This is a genomic window from Flammeovirga sp. SubArs3 (assembly GCF_947387565.1).
GTDB classification, from domain to species: domain Bacteria; phylum Bacteroidota; class Bacteroidia; order Cytophagales; family Flammeovirgaceae; genus Flammeovirga; species Flammeovirga agarivorans.
Map to the genome: position 1 here is coordinate 637,349 of NZ_CANDOA010000004.1, position 19,006 is coordinate 656,354.

14 protein-coding genes are annotated in these 19,006 nt (G+C 34.0%); 9 read left to right on the forward strand and 5 right to left on the reverse strand.

Features of this window, described 5'->3' with window-relative positions; all coding sequences use genetic code 11:
• The first annotated feature begins 54 nt into the window (after positions 1-54).
• Positions 55-2,343 (forward strand): PP2C family protein-serine/threonine phosphatase, encoded by a 2,289-nt coding sequence (locus QL232_RS14930; RefSeq protein ID WP_281614689.1) that lies wholly within the window; start codon positions 55-57, stop codon positions 2,341-2,343.
• Between the two features lie 91 nt (positions 2,344-2,434).
• Positions 2,435-4,282, forward strand: a complete 1,848-nt coding sequence (locus QL232_RS14935; RefSeq protein WP_281614690.1) for a HAMP domain-containing sensor histidine kinase — start codon at positions 2,435-2,437, stop codon at positions 4,280-4,282.
• Here the strand turns inward: QL232_RS14935 and QL232_RS14940 are convergent.
• Positions 4,274-5,233 (reverse strand): L-threonylcarbamoyladenylate synthase, encoded by a 960-nt coding sequence (locus QL232_RS14940; RefSeq protein WP_168881441.1) that lies wholly within the window; start codon positions 5,231-5,233, stop codon positions 4,274-4,276. The genes QL232_RS14935 and QL232_RS14940 overlap by 9 nt on opposite strands.
• Positions 5,234-5,240: 7 nt before the next feature.
• Positions 5,241-5,975 carry a VC0807 family protein gene (locus QL232_RS14945; RefSeq protein ID WP_168881440.1) on the reverse strand — a complete coding sequence of 245 codons (735 nt, stop codon included), beginning with the start codon at positions 5,973-5,975 and terminating at the stop codon, positions 5,241-5,243.
• Between the two features lie 189 nt (positions 5,976-6,164).
• On the opposite strand from QL232_RS14945, the gene QL232_RS14950 reads away from it, so the two are divergent.
• On the forward strand, positions 6,165-7,826 hold the full coding sequence (locus QL232_RS14950; protein ID WP_168881439.1) for a caspase family protein: 1,662 nt from the start codon (positions 6,165-6,167) through the stop codon (positions 7,824-7,826).
• 180 nt (positions 7,827-8,006) lie between these two features.
• Here the strand turns inward: QL232_RS14950 and QL232_RS14955 are convergent, their stop codons facing one another.
• Positions 8,007-8,243 (reverse strand): hypothetical protein, encoded by a 237-nt coding sequence (locus QL232_RS14955; RefSeq protein WP_168881438.1) that lies wholly within the window; start codon positions 8,241-8,243, stop codon positions 8,007-8,009.
• A gap of 231 nt (positions 8,244-8,474) precedes the next feature.
• On the opposite strand from QL232_RS14955, the gene QL232_RS14960 reads away from it, so the two are divergent.
• Entirely contained in the window at positions 8,475-8,918 is a 444-nt protein-coding gene (locus QL232_RS14960; protein ID WP_168881437.1) for an Rrf2 family transcriptional regulator, read from the forward strand.
• Between the two features lie 41 nt (positions 8,919-8,959).
• Here the strand turns inward: QL232_RS14960 and QL232_RS14965 are convergent, their stop codons facing one another.
• On the reverse strand, positions 8,960-10,234 hold the full coding sequence (locus tag QL232_RS14965; protein ID WP_168881436.1) for a M48 family metallopeptidase: 1,275 nt from the start codon (positions 10,232-10,234) through the stop codon (positions 8,960-8,962).
• A 228-nt stretch (positions 10,235-10,462) separates the two neighbouring features.
• Here QL232_RS14965 and QL232_RS14970 point away from each other — a divergent pair, with 228 nt between their 5' ends.
• The 5 genes from QL232_RS14970 (at position 10,463) to cmk (ending at position 17,499) form a co-directional block, all read left to right on the forward strand.
• The gene (locus tag QL232_RS14970; RefSeq protein ID WP_281614691.1) at positions 10,463-11,182 is read left to right on the forward strand and encodes a LytTR family DNA-binding domain-containing protein; all 720 of its coding nucleotides are present in this window, start codon (positions 10,463-10,465) and stop codon (positions 11,180-11,182) included.
• Positions 11,183-11,213: 31 nt separating this feature from the next.
• Positions 11,214-14,621 (forward strand): UvrD-helicase domain-containing protein, encoded by a 3,408-nt coding sequence (locus QL232_RS14975; protein ID WP_281614692.1) that lies wholly within the window; start codon positions 11,214-11,216, stop codon positions 14,619-14,621.
• A 4-nt stretch (positions 14,622-14,625) separates the two neighbouring features.
• Positions 14,626-15,180 (forward strand): hypothetical protein, encoded by a 555-nt coding sequence (locus QL232_RS14980; protein WP_281614693.1) that lies wholly within the window; start codon positions 14,626-14,628, stop codon positions 15,178-15,180.
• A 126-nt stretch (positions 15,181-15,306) separates the two neighbouring features.
• Positions 15,307-16,713: an LptF/LptG family permease gene (locus tag QL232_RS14985; RefSeq protein WP_281614694.1), complete on the forward strand. Its 1,407-nt coding sequence runs from the start codon at positions 15,307-15,309 to the stop codon at positions 16,711-16,713.
• A 105-nt stretch (positions 16,714-16,818) separates the two neighbouring features.
• On the forward strand, positions 16,819-17,499 hold the full coding sequence (cmk, locus tag QL232_RS14990; protein ID WP_281614695.1) for a (d)CMP kinase: 681 nt from the start codon (positions 16,819-16,821) through the stop codon (positions 17,497-17,499).
• A gap of 77 nt (positions 17,500-17,576) precedes the next feature.
• On the opposite strand, the gene QL232_RS14995 is transcribed toward cmk, so the two are convergent.
• Complete coding sequence (locus tag QL232_RS14995) at positions 17,577-18,899, reverse strand: alginate export family protein (protein ID WP_281614696.1); 1,323 nt, start codon at positions 18,897-18,899, stop codon at positions 17,577-17,579.
• Between the last annotated feature and the right edge of the window lie 107 nt (positions 18,900-19,006).

Genomic DNA, 19,006 nt, shown 5'->3' on the forward strand with positions numbered 1-19,006 from the left:
ACTAACCATATACCTCACTCAGGTAGTCCAAACGTACAAAACGATCATATCATTATGTTTAGAAAGATACAATCTAGTATATTTTCTTATTTTTTTACTATCGTCATTATTGCCTTATTTTTTCTAATTGTTGTGATCAATACGATCATTACAAAAACGGAAAAGAAGGCTGTAGAAAGCAGATTAGAAGTCGTAGCATTAGCTATCTCTGATTTTATAAAAACGAATTTTTCAGAAAAAGAAGCTGCAGCAGTAAGCTTATCTCAAACAATAACAGACAAAGAACTAAACGGATTAAAGAAACAACTACTAAAGGTAAAAGATGATATAGTTGCACCAAAAGCCTATCAGAAAAATTATGATAGGAACTATGCTCAATTTGGTAAAATCAATAATGGAAAATTTGATGCTAAAGCACTCTCTAAATTAATGGAAGATAGTGAATTGGATAAGTCTGCCTACCTTTACCAATTGTGGCTCAATGATAAGCGTAATGAAAAAGATGTTGCCTATTGGAAGTTCTACAAATTAAATAATACACTTCAAAAGTTCAATAAAATATTAAATGCCAAGGAGGCCTATATTATCGATACTGCAGATGGTAAAGTAATCGCTTCCTCTACCAACTTTGTAGAAATTGGTCAGTCTTTCTTTTCTACGTTGTTTACTACCAAGGATGGAGATAAGTTGGTGAGAATGTTGGCAGAAGGTAAGAGAAATCATTATTGGATAGATGTATCGCCAAGTAAACTGAATCTTGGTAAGTTAAGAGGTTATCTTCTGACTAAAACATCTGCTACAGGTAAGTATGTTATCGCATATAGTTACTCCCCTGGAGACTGGGAAATGATGTCTCCAATTGCTTCTAATAATACAGATATTTATCTGGTCGGTAGTGATGGAAGAATAAGAACAACAAGTAGGGAGTTTAAGGAAAACCCTTCTGCTGTGTTATTGAGAATGTCACAGGAAGGATACTCTTTGGATGATCTAGAAGTTGCTAAGAAAAACAACTCAGTGATTGGTCTTCAAAAGGTAGATAGTACATTGTGGAGAAATCTGGGTAAAGAAAATAAGATTTTAGAGGTGAGTTCTGTAAATGGTATCAACGCATTGGTTGATGTTGTTGCATTGAAAAGAGCAGGTTTGGATTGGTCTATCGTTGTAGAATGGGATAGAGATATTGCCTATTACGAATGGGATACGTTAAGAATTTATGTCAATGCCCTTTTGGCGATTATTGCTGCATTTTTCTTGTTAGGTGTAATTTATGGAGGGAGAAAGCTCGCAAAACCTATTTATGCCTTGAAAAGAGCATTGGAAGATTTGGTAGATCAGCCATTGACTTTCTTAGCTAAGAGTCATCAGAATAGTGGAATAACTGATGATATGTTGCAGAAGTTAGAAATTATCAGCGAGGAAGTGAAAACCCTAATGTCTGATAAAGAACACTTGCAAAAGCAATTGGAAGATTTGGCAGGGCAAATGGAGGTTTCAACAAAAACTATTGCACACCAAACGGAAGAACAAAAGAAACTACATGGAATAAAAGATGAACAGCATAAGGTCATTGAAAAGCAGGAGCATCAGTTGGATGATGAATTGAAGTCTGTGAAGAGAGTTTTAAGAACTCCACTCTTTGATAACACAATGTTCAATTCGAGTGTTGAAGAATTTTTCCATATCCATAGTGCCAAAAATGATATATCAGGTGATTTTATCTGGTACCATGAAAGAGACAGTAGAGTATTTTTCTTTTTAGGTGATACAGGTAAGTCAGATATTGATGCTGCATTATTAAGAATGATATTAACATCATTGATCAACGAAACTGTAAAGGTGAAAAAGATTTCTAGCCCAGATAGAATTCTTGAGTCATTGAACAAATCATTATTAGAGATTACAAAGAAAGGGGATAAAGTATTTGATAGTGCTGTCAATTTATCGATATGTGTTTGGGATCGTCAGAAACAAATGATGGAATTTGCAGGAGCGAATCACTCTATCTTTGTAGTTAGAGATGATGTGTTGGATGAACTAAATGGAGATGCTTATGGTATTGGAGGTTTAGGTGCAGACACAACTCTTAAATATAATACTCATTATCTACCATTAAACAGAATAAAACAATGTCGTTTATACCTGTTTAGTGATGGCTTTATGAAGCAAAAGAACGTTGAAAATGAGATGTTCACTCATGAGAGGTTCAAAGAACTACTAATTGATATGCAGATAGAGTCTATTGAAAATCAGAAAGATTATATTAATAGAACGTATATGGAGTGGAAAGGAGACGGTATTCAGGACGATGATACCACTATTTTGGGACTTAAAATACTGTAAGTTTTTAAACTAAGAAAAAAATCATATTTTTGAACATTCTCATTTATGTAAATCTGTAATTACTACCAACAGCCTAACTAACGTCAGAGGTATGAACAATGGAAGTTTAAGAGGGAGAATTCTTACCGCATTTATCTCTTTTTCAATATTATTTAGTTGTATATCTTTTATTACTTACAAATACATTCACAGAAGCGAAGAACTCGATCAGGTAAAAGCTTGGTTAATGAGTATGGAGGTGAGTGTTTTGGACCTAATAAAAGAAGACGCTACAGAACTGTCTGCTGAAAATCATCCATTTTCATCATTATCTTCTGATCGATTGGAAGACCTATTGATTAAGCGAGAAAATAAGGTGGAACTCATCACTGTAAGTATCGATAAGCTGATCAGCCATGAACAAATCCATGAGTGGAAGCTAGAAAATGATATTGTATTTATCGATAGCTTAATTAAGAAATACAACATAACTGTACAGCAATTAATCAAAGCCAAGAAACAGTTGGGTTCTGAAACCTCAGGCTTGTATGGTGAACTTTATAAAAGCATAAAAACCTTATCGGGATTAAAAGAAGAAAGATATGTGAAGCTGTTTAACGAGATGCAGTTGAACGGAATGAAATATCTTTTAAACCCAAAAACATCCTATGTACTAAGAATAAATAAATCATCTGAGCAGTTACTTGATTTACTCCAAAAAAATAATGGATACAAAAAAGAAAGTGCTGCAGCAGAGAAGTATCTAGCTATTTTTAATGATATCGTTTTACTTCAGTATAAGATAGGTAAGAATAATCAAGAAGGATTAAAAGGGAAGTTACATAATACTGCAGCGTATATAGAATCGGAGTTTGATTCACTAAGTACAGATGTCTCAAATAGGTTTGTTACCCTAATGTGGAAAATAAAACTTTCTTATTTGTTAATTAGCTTAGTAGCAGTACTATTTACCGTTTTAGTAGGTTATTATACAGCCTCAAGAGTTTCTTTCCCTATTACTGTTTTGGAAGATAGAACCAGAAGAGTCATTGAAAGTGGTTATATGCAATCGGGAACACCTATTGATTTTAAATCGCTAAAGAGACCTACAAAAGAAGTAGCCGCATTAGCCAATTCTTTCCAGGAGATGTACGATATGATTCAAAATCAATTTGAAGAATTAGAGCAGGGCAATGAAAAATTGATGAGTTCTAAAAAGAAATTGATGGAATCGAATAAGGTTAAGGATCAATTTTTTTCTATCATATCTCATGATTTAAAAGGACCAATTAATACGCAAATAGGTTTCTTGAAAATTCTGATGGAAAGATCAAATGCGTTTACAGCTGATGAAATCACAATGTTGGCAAAAGATATGCATGCCTCTATGAAGAATATTATGGGGTTGATGGATAATCTATTGTCATGGTCAAGATCTGCCTCAAATTCTATCAAAATTGATCGCAAGAAAAATAGATTGAATACACTGGTTGAGAAAAATGTCAATCTATTATCAGGTATAGCAAAAGAGAAAAATATTACATTAAGCTACCATTTAGAGGAAGACTATTATTGTTATATAGATAATAATAGTATGGATTGTGTAATAAGAAATCTTATGTCTAATGCGATGAAATTTACAAAGAATGATGGCAACGGACAAATTAGGATTTCCACTAAAAGAATTGGAGATAAAGTAGAATTGTTGATCGAAGACAATGGTGTTGGGATGACAGAAGGAGAGTTGAAGAAACTATTAAACCCTTCTGTACAATATTCAACAAAAGGTACAAAAAGTGAGAAAGGTGTTGGTCTAGGAATGATCCTAGTACAAGACTTTATAAAAAGAAATAATGGACTATTAAAAGTAGAATCAGAAAAAGGATATGGTACAAAATGCTTTATCCTATTTGATCTTTTATTAGAAAATAACCAAAAGCAAAAAGAGCAGTTACCCTAAGGCAGCTGCTCTTTTTATTCTATCATTCATTGCTCTTCCAAGTCCTTCTTCCGGCATCCATTCACCAAGAATAAAGGATGGATTAAGCTTATCTATAGCTCTTAATGTTTTAAATAAGTTTCTTGCTGCCTCTGATAAATCACCGCTTTCTGATAACTTAAATTGTTTCTCTTCTGAAACAGTAGGAAAGCTTTTATTAAATGACATCGTAACAAAGTTTTCGTCTTTGTATTCCTCAATCATTTCATCAATATTCCCTAGTAATAATTTTGCATTGGGAGCATAGTGTCTATGTAACATTCCCGGAGCTTGTGGTTGTGAAGAAGATTGAGCATTCACTTTCACTTGACCGATTACTCTTTCGATTTCTTCAATAGGAATACCACCTTTTCTGTAAATCGTTGGTACTCCTTCTGGAAAACCAACGATAGTGGATTCTACACCAACCTGACATGGGCCTCCGTCTAAAACATACTCAATTTTATCCCCTAGTTTATCATTTACATGTTGAGCAGTAGTAGGGCTAATATATCCAAAAGGATTAGCACTAGGAGCTGCAACAGGGTAATCTAATTGAGAAAGTAAATCCAATGCCAAAGGATGATTAGGTACTCTTACTGCTACCGTATCTAATCCTGAAGTGATCAAATCGTGAATCTTTTCAGAACGAGGTAAAACCATAGTTAAAGAACCTGGCCAGAATTCGTCTGCTAATTTTTTTGCTTCTTCTGGTATGTCTTTGATAAATGGTGATAGTCTTTCAAGAGAGCTACTATGCACAATCAATGGGTCAAAGCTTGGTCTCGCTTTTACCTCAAAGATACTGGAAGCAGCTACTGGATCTAGTGCATTTCCTGCAAGACCATAAACTGTTTCCGTTGGTAAACCGATTAGTCCACCTTTATCTAATATTTTTTTAGCTTCAGCTACTGATGTATCAACAATTGCCATAACTATATTATTTTCCTTCTTCTTTTTTCTCCTCTTCAAAACCTACTAATACTTCTTGCATCTCAAAACCAGTGAACTCTTTCACCCCTTTGATGAGATACATTAATGCTGCCATCATCACAATTGTAGAAGGAAGTGCAATGACAACCCAACTCCAAGCAGTCATTTGCCCTAGTTCTTTAGTGAATTCAATAGTATGTGATTCACTTTTGATAATAATTTTTGCTAGGATATAATTTAATGCAGAGGATAAGAAGAATGAACCGGCCAACATAAACGAAGTGTTTCTAAGTCTTTTGTTGAAAAGTTCTTTCGTATTTCTGAATTTTAATTGTGTTTCAATTTTATTGATATCAAGAAGTGTATCATTATAAAGTAGTTTCTCGACTAAAGGGTACTTTGTGAATGTAGAGATGAAAACAATGATACCAATAAGTCCAGGTACAGCAGCTTCTTTAATCGCAATAAGGTCAGAAGGAAGATGCAATAATTTAATACCTCCAGTAAGTGCTACATTGACAAGTCCAAGAACCGCAATAATACTTATTTCTTTACGGTCGAAGAAATCATAAATACCATAAACTATCGGGAATGCAATGGCAATAATTACTGAATTTACATCGCCAAGGTATTCAGGATCGCTTAATTTTGACATCACTAAAGAAGGGATGACGATGTTAAGTAATATACTTAAAATGGGTGATTCCTTTTTCTTTTGTTTTTTATCTACTTGCATTTGCATCTTTTGAGGTATGAAGTTTGTTACTTCTTAATTACTTTATAACTACATCTTTGCATGTCAAGAGCAATTTATTAGTTGTCTTGAGATACACAGACTTGCTTATAGAACGTGCAAAGATAAAGAATAATAAATCCCTTTAAAATTCGCAGTGTGAATAGACGTCAAATTTTTATTTTTTTCGTATTGATTTTGGCAACACTAACAGCCAACTCACAAACAATTTTCCCAGATGAATTTAATCAGGAAGGCAACGAACGTTTTCCTAGTATTACTTCGGATGGAAAGACATTACTCTTTGCTAGAGAAAATTCTGAAGGTTTTGACTTTTACTTATCCAATAAAGTCGATGGTAAATTTATGCCTCCAACTCAATTAGTTATCCCTAAGGATATGCCATATCCTACAAGTCCAATGATCAGCTATGATGGTAGATGGATTTATTTCTCAGCCATTAATGGAGAAAATGGATCTGATTTGTATAGAATAAAACGTTGGGGTAGAAGGTTGGGAAAGCCGGAGTTATTACCCGAAATAATCAATTCAGGTGGTTATGAAATGTTTCCTTCAATTACCAAAAATGGAGATGGTCTTTACTTTACTAGACTTAAAGAAGGATCAGATCCTATGAATTTACAATATGCTATCTACTATGCATCTATTGATAAAAAAGGAAATTTTGGAGAGCCTGTAAAACTTCCTGAACCTGTAAACCTTTACAGTGAGAAAGAACCGAGAATAATGCCTGATGGTAAAACGTTGGTTTTTTTATCTAAGATTAGTGATGAAAGCTTCGATTATGAAGTAATGTATGTGACTAAAAGTGATGATGGCTCTTGGTCTGATCCAATGCCAATGGTTGCTCTAAATAATGGAGGAAGCCCTCATTCACCTTGTATTGATGGTATTGCGAAAAAGGCATATTATTCTAAAGATGGCTCTTTGGCATACATCGATATGTCTAAAGTATTTACTTCAGGGTTGAAGGAAGAGGATCAGATGGGTGAAGCACATGCGTCCGTTGAAAAAAGTCGTAGTGGAGACCAAGCGGATGAAAGCAAGACTGCAGAGCAACAAAAGCAAGAAGATACACAGCCAAAAATCTCACCTTTCTCTGATTTAGGTTTTGATATTGTTGAATATAAACCACAGCCAGTATATAGAGCTGTTATCATAGGTATCAATCAATATCAGGATGAGAAAATAGCGAACCTAGATAAACCAGAAGGAGATGCAGCATCTATAGAAGAAATATTAGTTTCAAACTATACTTTCCCAAGAGAAAATGTAATCTCTTTAAAGAGCCCTACAAGAGAGCAGATTATCGAAACATTAGATAACTTAATGGAGGTTTCTACTGAAAATGACCATATTCTTATCTTTTATGCGGGGCATGGCCATTGGGACCCAAGAAGAAAAGCAGGGTATTGGTTGCCATCTGATGCTAAGGCAAAAAGTACAGCAAATTGGGTAAGAAACTCAACAATTAAAGAATATATCGCTTCATATAGAGCCAAACATGTTTTGTTGGTTTCTGATGCTTGTTTCTCTGGAGGTATTTTTAAAACTAGGGCAGCTTTTGATGATGCAGAGAAATCGATAAAAAGTTTGGAGAAGTTGCCATCAAGAAAGGCGATGACTAGTGGAACCCTTAAAGAGGTGCCGGATGAAAGTGTATTTGTAAAGTATCTACAAAAAAGATTGCTTGAAAATACCGAGAAATATATCAGTGCAAGATCATTGTTTGATAGCTTCAGAGTAGCGGTAATGAATAACTCTGAAAATGTACCTCAATTTGGGGTCATCAATTCTACAGGGGATGAAGGAGGAGATTTTATCTTCATCAAAAAGTAAAACAAAAAAGGGTTAACTATCGCAATGATAGATAACCCTTTTTTAATTGTTAAAGGTAGTGAGACATCGTTAAATGTTTCACACTCCTAATTAACAAAATGCTTCACATATTAACAAATAATATATGACTATTTTTGATAATACTATGAAGATAAAAATATGTAATTCAATAAAAGAGAGTTAGTTAATAGAGCTCTCTACATTATGCTTTACCTTTTTGCCAAATTTTTCGATTCCAGACGGTTCAAATTTATTGTAGGCAATAGCTGCTAAGATTACGATAGCGGCAATTACTGCTAAACGAATGACTGCTTTGGCAACTTTAAACAATACAAATAGGATAGCTACAACAGCTATAATAAGTGTGTATTTCTGTTCCTCAGAAAGTACAGCGAAAAACTCTTGAATTTGGTCCATCGTCAAAAAAATGAGTATCAAACTCTTGTTTTAAAATTGATAATAATGTTCGATTCTAGCTTATTCAACTAAAATATAAGTATAGATACATTTAGTTTTTCAATAATCATACAAAATCGAGTGAAATTGTTATAAATCTAGTTATTGTATAGAATTAATATAGCTATTTATGATTATCTTATATACTTTAGCGTTGAACTATATATAATTTATAAAAACGATAGACTAAATATGTTATCCAAAAAGACAAAATATGCACTCAAGGCATTGCGATTTTTGGCTTCTAAATATGGTGACGGACCGATTCTGATCTCTGAAATTGCTAAGAAAGAACATATCTCTCAAAAGTTTCTAGAAAGTATCTTACTAGAACTAAGAAAAGGTAGAATCTTAAGCAGTAAGAAAGGAAAAGGTGGAGGATATTATCTAATTAAAGACCCGCAAGAGGTAACCCTTTGTGATATACATCGAATGATTGAAGGTCCAATTGCTCCTTTACCATGTGTAAGTCTAAATTATTATGAGCCTTGTGAAGACTGTGACGACGAAGTGAACTGTACGTTGAAAGCAGTAATGCTTGATGTTCGAGATGCTCAATTAGAAATTTTAAATCAGAAAACAATTCTCGATTTATTACCTGAGAATTATAATTCCGATATCAAAATAGATGCATAAAAAAATCCCTTACCATTTCAATCTGGTAAGGGATTTTTTTGTTAGCCTTCCATCGCTTCCATTCTTTTTAATAATGGTGGATGTGAGTAGTGCATTTTTACATAGCTTTCATGCGGTGTTAGATTACTAAGTGAATCTACAGATAGCTTTTTCAATGCCTCAATCAATGATGAACTCGAAGAAGTATCTTTAGCATATGCATCAGCCTCAAATTCATTCTTTCTTGAGAAGGCATTCACCACTAAGCCTGTAATCATTGAAATAGGGCTATAAAGCATAGAGAATGCGACCAAGTTTAACGGTGATAAGTAGCTTCCTGTTGTTCCTCTAAAGAAACTGCTTGCTTGAGCAAAAGTATCCGCTCCCATTGCAATTTGAAGCTCTTTAGAATCAATAAACAGACTTAATAACCATAAAGTTACAAACATATTTACAGCAGTGATCAGGAACATTTGTAAAGTATGCTTTCTTTTATAGTGTCCAACCTCATGGGCTAAAACAGCAACAATCTCATCAGTAGATAATTTCTCTACTAGTGTATCATATAATACAATATTTTTATTTCCACCTAAACCACTAAAGAATGCATTTGCTTTAGTTGAACGTTTAGATCCATCCATAATCATAATTTTACCTAAAGGGAAATCTACTTTTTGTGCGTAGTTGTTGATCGCAGTAAGTAGTTCGCCTTCTTCTAAAGGAGTTAATTTATTGAATAATGGTAAGATAACGTTCGCGTAGAACATTGTTGCTCCCAACGCAAAAAGCATAAAGACAACCCATGCAATTACCCAATAAGTATCAGGGAAGTTAGAGTAGAATGAAACAAAACCCCAGATCAATAAGCCTCCAATAGCCCCACCTAGAACATAACCCTTAAGTTTATCCATTATAAAGGTAGAAACCGTCATCTTATTGAACCCGAATTTTTCTTCAATCTTAAATGTATTGTATAATTCAAAAGGTATACTGATAACATCAGAGATCAATGCAATAATGGCAAAGAAGACCAATACTTCCATAGTATTTGATGAAAATGAGTCTCTTGCAAACTCATCAATCCATGCATATCCTCCTGATAGTAATAAAACCATTGTTAAAATATAGCTGGCAGCACTACTATATAAACCTAAACGATCTTTTTCAGCTTGATAATCTTGTGACTTTTTATATTCGGCAGCATCATACAAGCCTTCTAATTTAGAAGGGAGTTTGTTGCTCATTGCCTTGATATTGAGGTAACTTAGCGCTCTTTCTAATACAAATTCTCCTGTTAGAATTGCAACTATAATAATTTTAATAGTTTCTCCACTCATTGTTATAATGTAAAAAATTCTCACAAATCTAATAAATCAATGCAGATGATTGTAGAAATTGGGTTGAAAAGTTAACCGTTGTTTTAGATCTTAGTAGTTCTAATGATAGAAAGTCATTTTTTTTCAAATGAAATAAAGACAAACAAAAGTTCCCTATTTACTTTTGTGATCGCATTGGATAACTCATTTTCTTTTTAAAGACTTTTCAGTAAATATTTAGGTTTTAACATGCAAAAAACTTACAACTGCTTAATTGTTGATGATGAACAATTAGCGAGAAACTTATTGTCGGCATATGTTCAGAAGATACCCTATCTTCATGAAGTAGCGAGTTGTAAATCTCCATTGGAAGCAATGGAAATAATGCAAAAAGAACAAATAGATATTTTGTTGTTGGATATTCAGATGCCAGAACTTTCTGGGCTCGATTTTGTGAAATCTTTACTAGTAAAACCTGTTGTGATTTTTACAACGGCATATTCTGAATATGCGGTGCAATCTTATGAATTGGATACAGTAGATTACCTGTTAAAGCCTTTTTCTTTAGATAGGTTTTTTAAAGCTATCAATAAAGGAGTAGAAAGAATTGAGATGAAGTCCAGTCATCAGCAAGGAGCTGCTGAAGCTGAACCGGCTCATTTGTTTGTTAAAGGAGACAGTAAGACACATAAGATATTGCCAAATGATATTTTATATATCGAAGGACTAAAAGAGTATGTTTCTTACTTTTTGGAAGATCATTCAAGAATTATATCCCTTAACTCATTAACTAAATTAGAAAAGGAACTGAACCAATATGGTTTTATGAGAGTGCATCGCTCATATATTGTCAATGTCAGTAAAGTGACAGCATTTGAAAAACATATGCTTTGGATTGGAGAGCATGAGATTCCAGTCGGTAAAACATATAGAGAGATGGTGAATCAAAAAATGACGACCCAAAAATAATCATTAAAAAGAAGATTCATTATTACACAAAATGATAAATAAGAACTTTAAGATATATAGATCTTCGGCAGGAGCCGGGAAGACATTTACATTAGCAAAAGAATACATTAAAATAGCTCTTCAAATCAATAAATTTGATGAAGAGTTTGACCCTGAATATTACAAACACATTCTTGCTGTAACCTTTACTAATCTGGCTACAGCAGAAATGAAAGAAAGGATCTTATCTCAACTGAAAAACTTTGCGAATGCCATTGATAAAAATTCTGATGATATGCTTAGAGCAATTGTCAATGAATTTTATGGTGTAAAGGAAGATGATCCTAATCCAGAACAAGAGGCTCATCCGGATGAAAAAGTTCTGTTTAATAGAATTAAAAATAGATCCTCACAAGTACATCAAAGGATTCTTCATGGATACTCTAATTTTTCGGTAAGTACAATTGATGCATTTAGTCAGAAAATTGCACAGGCTTTCAAGCGAGATTTGAACTTCCCGTTTAATTATGAGCTAGTACTTGATGCTGATAGCTTATTAGAAGATGCTACTTATGTACTGATGGATAAGTTAGGGCAGGAAGAACATCTGTTGTTAACTGAGGCATTAGAAACTTTTTCTATCAAAAAAGCAGAAGAAGAATCGAGTTGGAATGTTGTTCCTCAGATTAAATCATTTGGTAAGGCATTGTTTGATGAAGATCAAAGAGGTATTATCAATAAACTTGGAACCAATCCGGTGACAAAGACAGAAATGAATATTGAAGAATATTCTAAGCTTGCCAAACGCTTAAAAAAGATTATTTATGAGGATAATCAGACGAAGAAAGATGAACTTCTGGAAAAGCTAAAATTGGATCTGTCAAATGCAGGGGCGCCTGTAGGAGACCTTGCAAAAAATGTTGGAGGCTTTTTAAAACGTTTCGAGGGAGATATTGCGAAAGTAAATACCAAACTTACAAATACAGTAATAAAAGCGCTTGAAGGGGATACCGGCAGGGCAATCGCTACAGCACCTAATTATAAAAAGGCACCCGCAGGATACGATGCAGCTTTGCCAATTTATCAGAATGGTATTGAAGAACTATTGAAACTAGTTGGAGATACTCAGTTGATTAAAAATGTTTACGATAAAATCTACCTTTTAATTACTGCCCAAGTATTGAAAGAGGAGATGGCAAACATGAAAGAAGAGCAAGGGTGGGTGCATATCTCTGAGATTGGTGAGAACATCAATAAAATTGTTGAAGAATCTCCGATGCCCTATTTGTATGAGCGCTTAGGAGAAAAGTATTTTCATATTCTGATAGATGAGTTTCAAGATACTTCAAAAACACAGTGGCATAATTTGATACCATTAGTGGCACATTCGTTATCAATGTATGAGGGTGAATGTTTGGTAGTAGGAGATGCAAAACAATCTATTTACCGTTGGAGGGGAGGAAAGGCTGAGATGTTGGTAGACCTTCCTGAAATACCAACCGCAAAAGGTACAGCTCTAGAAGAAGAGGAATATGTCTTAAAGCAAGATGGAGATCCCAAGAAACTAGGAAAGAACTATAGAAGTAGCCCCAATATCATTCGTTTTAATAACTCATTGTATGAATTTATTAGAACACAGAAAAATGATGAGCTTTTGTCTAAGTTTTATCTTGGGGGTGAGCAAGGAATTGTAAAGAAAGTTGGTGGTCAAGTAAGGTTAACAGCCTGTCAAAAAGATGGGAATAAAGATTTATATGAAGCCCCTTCATTACGAAGGATTACAGATGAAATTGAACACCTAGTCAATGAAAAAAACTTCGACTATAAGGATATTGCTATTCTAGTACGTTTTAATAAACATGGTGCTGCGATTGCTGAAAAATTGGTTCAGGAAGGTATTGAAGTAATATCATCCGAGTCGTTATTGGTAAATTCTGCTCCATCGGTACAATTTATTGTAAATATGATCCGACTTCTAGTTCGTAGAGCTGATAAGATCTTATTTATGAAAATTGCTAGATTCCTGTATGCTCATTACAATGATGTGAAATCACTGCGTTGGGAAATTGTGAATCAAGCGCCTACTCAAATTCATGGAGATGAATACGCTAGAATTGGAGAGGCGGTAGCTGAATGTGTAACTCATCAGGACTTCGAAGAATTTATCAAAAAAGAGTTTGATGTTGAATTTTCGGTATCTACGTTTAGAAGGAAAACTTTATTCGATCAAATTGAATTTTTGATCAAAACTTTTGAGTTAAATAAAAGGACAACGGAGCAGGCGTATCAAATGAAATTTTTGGGGACTGTGCTTCAACATTCTACCAGAAATGGTAATAGTGCTCAAGAATTTCTAAGCAAATGGGAGTTGCTCAAAGAGAAAGAGGCACTAAGTGTTCCTGAAAATATAAATGCAGTACGAATATTTAGTATTCATAAATCGAAAGGTTTAGAGTTTCCAGTCGTCTTATTACCCTTTGCAGATTGGTCAACTACTCCACGTACCAATGATTCCAAATGGTTCGATTGGGAAAATAATAATCTTGTACCTGAGTTGTCAGCGGTTCAGTTAGGTATATCTTCCAAATTAGAAGGGACAGATTTTGAAGAAGGTTACAATCAAGAAATAAGGGATGTATATATCGATGCTATCAATATGTTGTATGTTGCTACAACAAGAGCAAAAAACTATCTCCATATTTTCTTAAATGAAGACCTTAAGAAGAAAACAGCATCGTCAGTAGCCAATCCTATGATAGACTTTATATCGTTTGCAACAGGTCAAAGTGATTTTGATGTTCAAGAAGAGGCTTCTACCACGATAGATGAAATTGTCTTCAAAGAATTTAGATTTTTTGAAGACGAAAAAGTTGTGAATAAGGAAAAAGCTGCTGTTGAACCTGAAAATCGTAGAGAAATTATCCATACTGATAATACGGATAAGCTTCGTATGAAAAGTGGATCACTTGAAATAGGTGAAAAAGTAATTTCTCTAGAGGATAGGTTGTTGGCAAAAGATAAAGGTATTTTACTTCATAAAGCATTCGAAAAAATCAGATTTGCTGAAGATGTTGAAGATGCCATCGCCTTCTTAAAGTCGAAAGGATATATTGACAAAGAAGATGTTACAGATTACCGAGATCACATACTACAGATTATCAATGATGAAGAAATAAAACAATATTTTGATAGTAATAGCGGGTATATTGTTTTAAATGAGTCAGAAATAGTTTCTCCAAAAAAAGAATTAATGAAAGCTTCTGTGATTGATCGCCCAGATAGACTATTGTTGAAAGGAGAGGAAGTAGTGGTGATTGATTATAAAACAGGTTCTTTTAATAAAGAGCATGAGGAACAAATTAAAAGATATGGTAGAACTTTAAAATCTATGGGATTTAAAGATATCAAACTTATATTGTTATATACTGAAAACATTAAATCACATCAAGTAGACCTATAACCTTATGAAAACTATTCAAACCTTAATAATATTCTTATTGTTGACATTCACTGCTTTTGGGCAAAAAGGAAAAATGTTTCCTAAAATGGAAGGAGTTTCCTTGGTAGATAAAAATGTAACCTTACCAGATGCTGTAAAAGGAAAGATTTCTATTGTGGGAGTGGCTTACTCAAAAAAATCACAAGCCAACTTAGAGACATGGATGCAGCCATTTTACAATACGTTCATTAGTCCTCCTAGCTCAGATCTATTTGGAGGATCAACAACATACGATATAAACCTTCAGTTTGTCGCTTTAGCGAGAGGTATTGCTAAAGCAGCGGAAAAAACACTGAAGTCTTCCATGAAAAAGAATATTGATAAAAAGTTGCATGATAATATTGTCATCATATTAGGAAGTGTAAAAGAATACAGAGAAAAATTGAAGTTAGGTGATAAAGATGATCCGTATTTTTTTATTCTTGATGCGAACGGAAAAATTCTTCATGTAACTAGTGGTAAATATTCTAGTTCCAAAATGGAGTCGATCGAGGATGTTTTATATGATTATACAGAATAAAAGGTTGTTAAAGTTTTAAAAATAATACAATAGGTAACTATTCATAATATAAAATAGTAAGCAGTTTTTTAGATTTGCGATACTCTTGAATATATCTTGGGTGTTGTAGAAATCACACAACAAAATATGAAGAAGCTAGATAAGCTATTATTAAAACAATACATAGGTCCATTTGCATTAACATCAGCAGTGGTACTTTTTATTTTTTGGTCACAGTATATGATCTCTAAATTTGTCTATTTTCTAGGCAAAGATTTAGGTTATGATGTGTATGCTGAGTTATTCTTTTGGTTTGCACTAGCGTTAGTTCCTGTATCATTACCGCTTGCTGTCTTATTAGCATCGTTAATGACTTATGGTAGTTTAGGGCAACATTCAGAGTTAACAGCAATTAAAGGGGCAGGTATATCATTACTTAGAGTACTTCGTCCAGTTTTCTTTTTCACTATTGTCGTTACGCTTTTCCAACTAATCTATAACGATACAGTAGTACCTCACGCCAACTTAAAGGCCTACAGCTTACTTTATGATATCAAACAGACAAAACCAACAATGAACCTTAAAGAAGGTGCATTCTATGATGGTTTGGATGGTTACAGTATCAAAGTAGCTAAAAAGGATGAAGATGGTATTGGTATTCATGATGTGATTATCTACAAACATGAAGGGCACCGTGGTAATAAAGAAGTTATCCTTGCCAATCATGGTAAAATGGAATTAATCAATAATGATTCTTATCTAATGCTGACACTATTTGATGGTAACGCATACAGTGAAGTAGAGGATAAGAAATCAAAAGCAGATATTCAATACGTTCATTCAGAGTTTGATTCATCAATCTTCTATTTCAGTATGGATTCCTACGCAATGAATGAAACTAGAGAAGATTTATTTATGGGACATAACCTAATGAAAACAAGCTCTCAATTAAAAGTAGAGCAGGATTCATTAGAGAAAGCAATGGTGGATTATAGTTCTATGCTTGCCAAAAATGGTGAGACTCAGTTCTACTACCGTCATACATCTCATAAAAATGAGCACAATGCTGATAAGGTAACGAAGAAAAAATATGATCCAAATACAAAGGATAATAAGCTTCGTATTGCGTCTTCAGCTTACAACAGTGCTTCAAGTTTCTACAATGTTTTAAAATCAAATGCATCAAGACATAAGAATCAGATTAGAGAGGATGTTCGTTATACTATTGACGTTCAAAAGAAAATCTCTACAGCTGTAGCAATCTTATTGATGTTTATGATTGGAGCACCATTAGGAGCGATTATTAAGAAAGGTGGTTTAGGTGTTCCTGTATTGGTTTCAGTATTTTTCTTTGTGATTTACTATATCTTGACTATTACAGGAGAGAAAATGGCCAAAGAATTATTAATTGATCCAATTTTAGGTACTTGGTTGTCAAATATCTTCTTACTTGTGTTTGGTCTTTTCTTTACATTCCAAGCGAAGAATGATGTTAAGTTATTTGATACTGACTACTATACAGTAATGTTACAAAGACTGTTCAAGAAGAACTAGTTGAAAATATATTATTGCGAAAACCCTATACAGTCCACCTGTGTAGGGTTTTCTTTTGTATATTTATTTCTGATCTATTCATAGGTTACAAAGACAAAAAATCAAATGGAGAAAATTATTATAGCCCTTGACGGACATGCCGGTTGTGGAAAAAGCACTACAGCGAAGGCGGTAGCAAAAGAATTAAATTATGTTTTTATAGATACGGGTGCTATGTATCGAGCGGTAACTCATAACTTCCTAACTAACGAAGTAGACATCGCAGATATCAATGATGTAAACAATGCCTTGTCAAAAATATCTTTGAAATTTGTATTAAATCCTTCTACAGGAATAGGCGAAGTACATGTAAATGGTCAAAATGTAGAGCCATTTATCCGTAACATGGAAATTACTAGTAGAGTGAGTGATGTTGCTGCGATAAAAGAAGTAAGAGTATTCTGTGTAAAGGAGCAACAAACGATGGGTAAGGATAAAGGAATAGTTATGGATGGTAGAGATATCGGTACTGTAGTTTTTCCAAATGCCGAGCTGAAAGTATTTATGACTGCGGATGTAAAGGTGAGAGCGAAGCGTCGTTTAAAAGAAATGGAGTCAAAAGGTGTATCAACTTCTTTAGAAGATGTTATTGCTGATATTGAGAATAGAGATCATATCGATTCGACAAGAAAAGAAAGCCCTTTGAAAAAAGCAGATGACGCTGTGGTAGTTGATACTTCAGGGTTAACGATAGCAGAACAGGTTGCAAGTATATTAAAGCTCGCAAAAGCTAAAATAGGAGCATAATACAAGGTATTTATAAACAAAAAAGAGAGTGATTATTTAAAATCACTCTCTTTTTTTATTGTAGTAAGTGCTAGCTATTAGTTAGCCGCAACTTCTTTTTTCTTTGTTGTGAATAATGTAGGTTTAATCACTAAGCCCATCCAACCCCAGTTGTTAAACTTGTTAGGGTCACCAGGATTGTTTTGTGCTGTAGAGTAAACCATCGAGTCAGTAGCAAACATACCTGACCAACCACCTTGGATTGTGATATATTTGTTGAATTTATAATTGATGATCAAATCAATTTCACTACCTAAACCACTGTCAAGTTCATTTCCATTGTTATCTGCAATTGTTGCAGCTGAAGCAAAGTAGTGGTATCTACCATATACATTCCAATCTTTATCGAATTTATAAGTAGCACCAACATATAAGTCAGTTAAACCACCTCTTGGCATTCTGCCACCAACATAGAAGTAATCCATGTGACCGTTAAATTTGTGGTTTGTACCATAGAATGGGTTAAATGTCATATATGTTTCAGTCTCATCATATGCAGTACCAGATAACATTTCACCACCTACGATAAATCCTAACTTTTCATTTGCATTGAATAATAACTCAAGTAATGCATTGTATGCTGAGATATCTTGCTTTGCAGCTCCAGTTTTACCGAATTGATAGTAGAATGATGCGTTTAAGCCAAATTTACCTGGTCTCCACTCACCGTGAGCACCTAAAGTCTGAGAATATACTGTTTCGAAATCTGCAGGTTGAGGTGTAGCTGCGTTTGTAGTGTTTTGCTCTACACCATTATTAAGGAATAAACCTGATAACTTGAAGTTTTCAAAATCTTTATGGAACCATAAGTATTGCATTGCTTTGTAAGCATTGCCATCGTTTTCAATGTAGTAGTTAGACTCTCCAAATGTAGAGATTGCAAAACCTGCATGAAGTTTAAAGCCTTTTTCATATTTGAAAATTGCAGCATCATGGCTTCTTGCTTGTTGCGCCCAATCCACAGCACCAAAAATCCTTTGATCATCATAAGAAATCTCTTGGCGACCTACCTTTACTGAAAAGGCGTCTGTGAATAATAACTCACCCCATGCTTCATGGATGTTGAAGTTGCCATAATCTTTATTTGCAAAGTTGCCAACTTCACCCCAAGTTCTTACATCTTGCATGGAGAAGCCCATTCTGAATTTTTCACTCTTATCGTTGAATAACATTCTGATTCTTGTTCTTTGGGAAACAAAATCGGCAGGACGATCGGCGTTATTGTCTGTAGGGCGTAATTGGCCAAAACCATTTCTATGTTCGTAACGAGGTTTTACTTGGGCGTCGATACTAAAGTCTTGTCCGTAAGTAGTACCATAGAAAGATAGTATGGCTAGAATTGCTAGTAATCTTTTTAACATAAGTAAATTAAAAATAAGTTAAATACGAATTTATTTAATATAAAATTATCCAAAAATTTATGACATGCAATATTAAATTTTAAAAACCGGACGAAGACTAATAAATA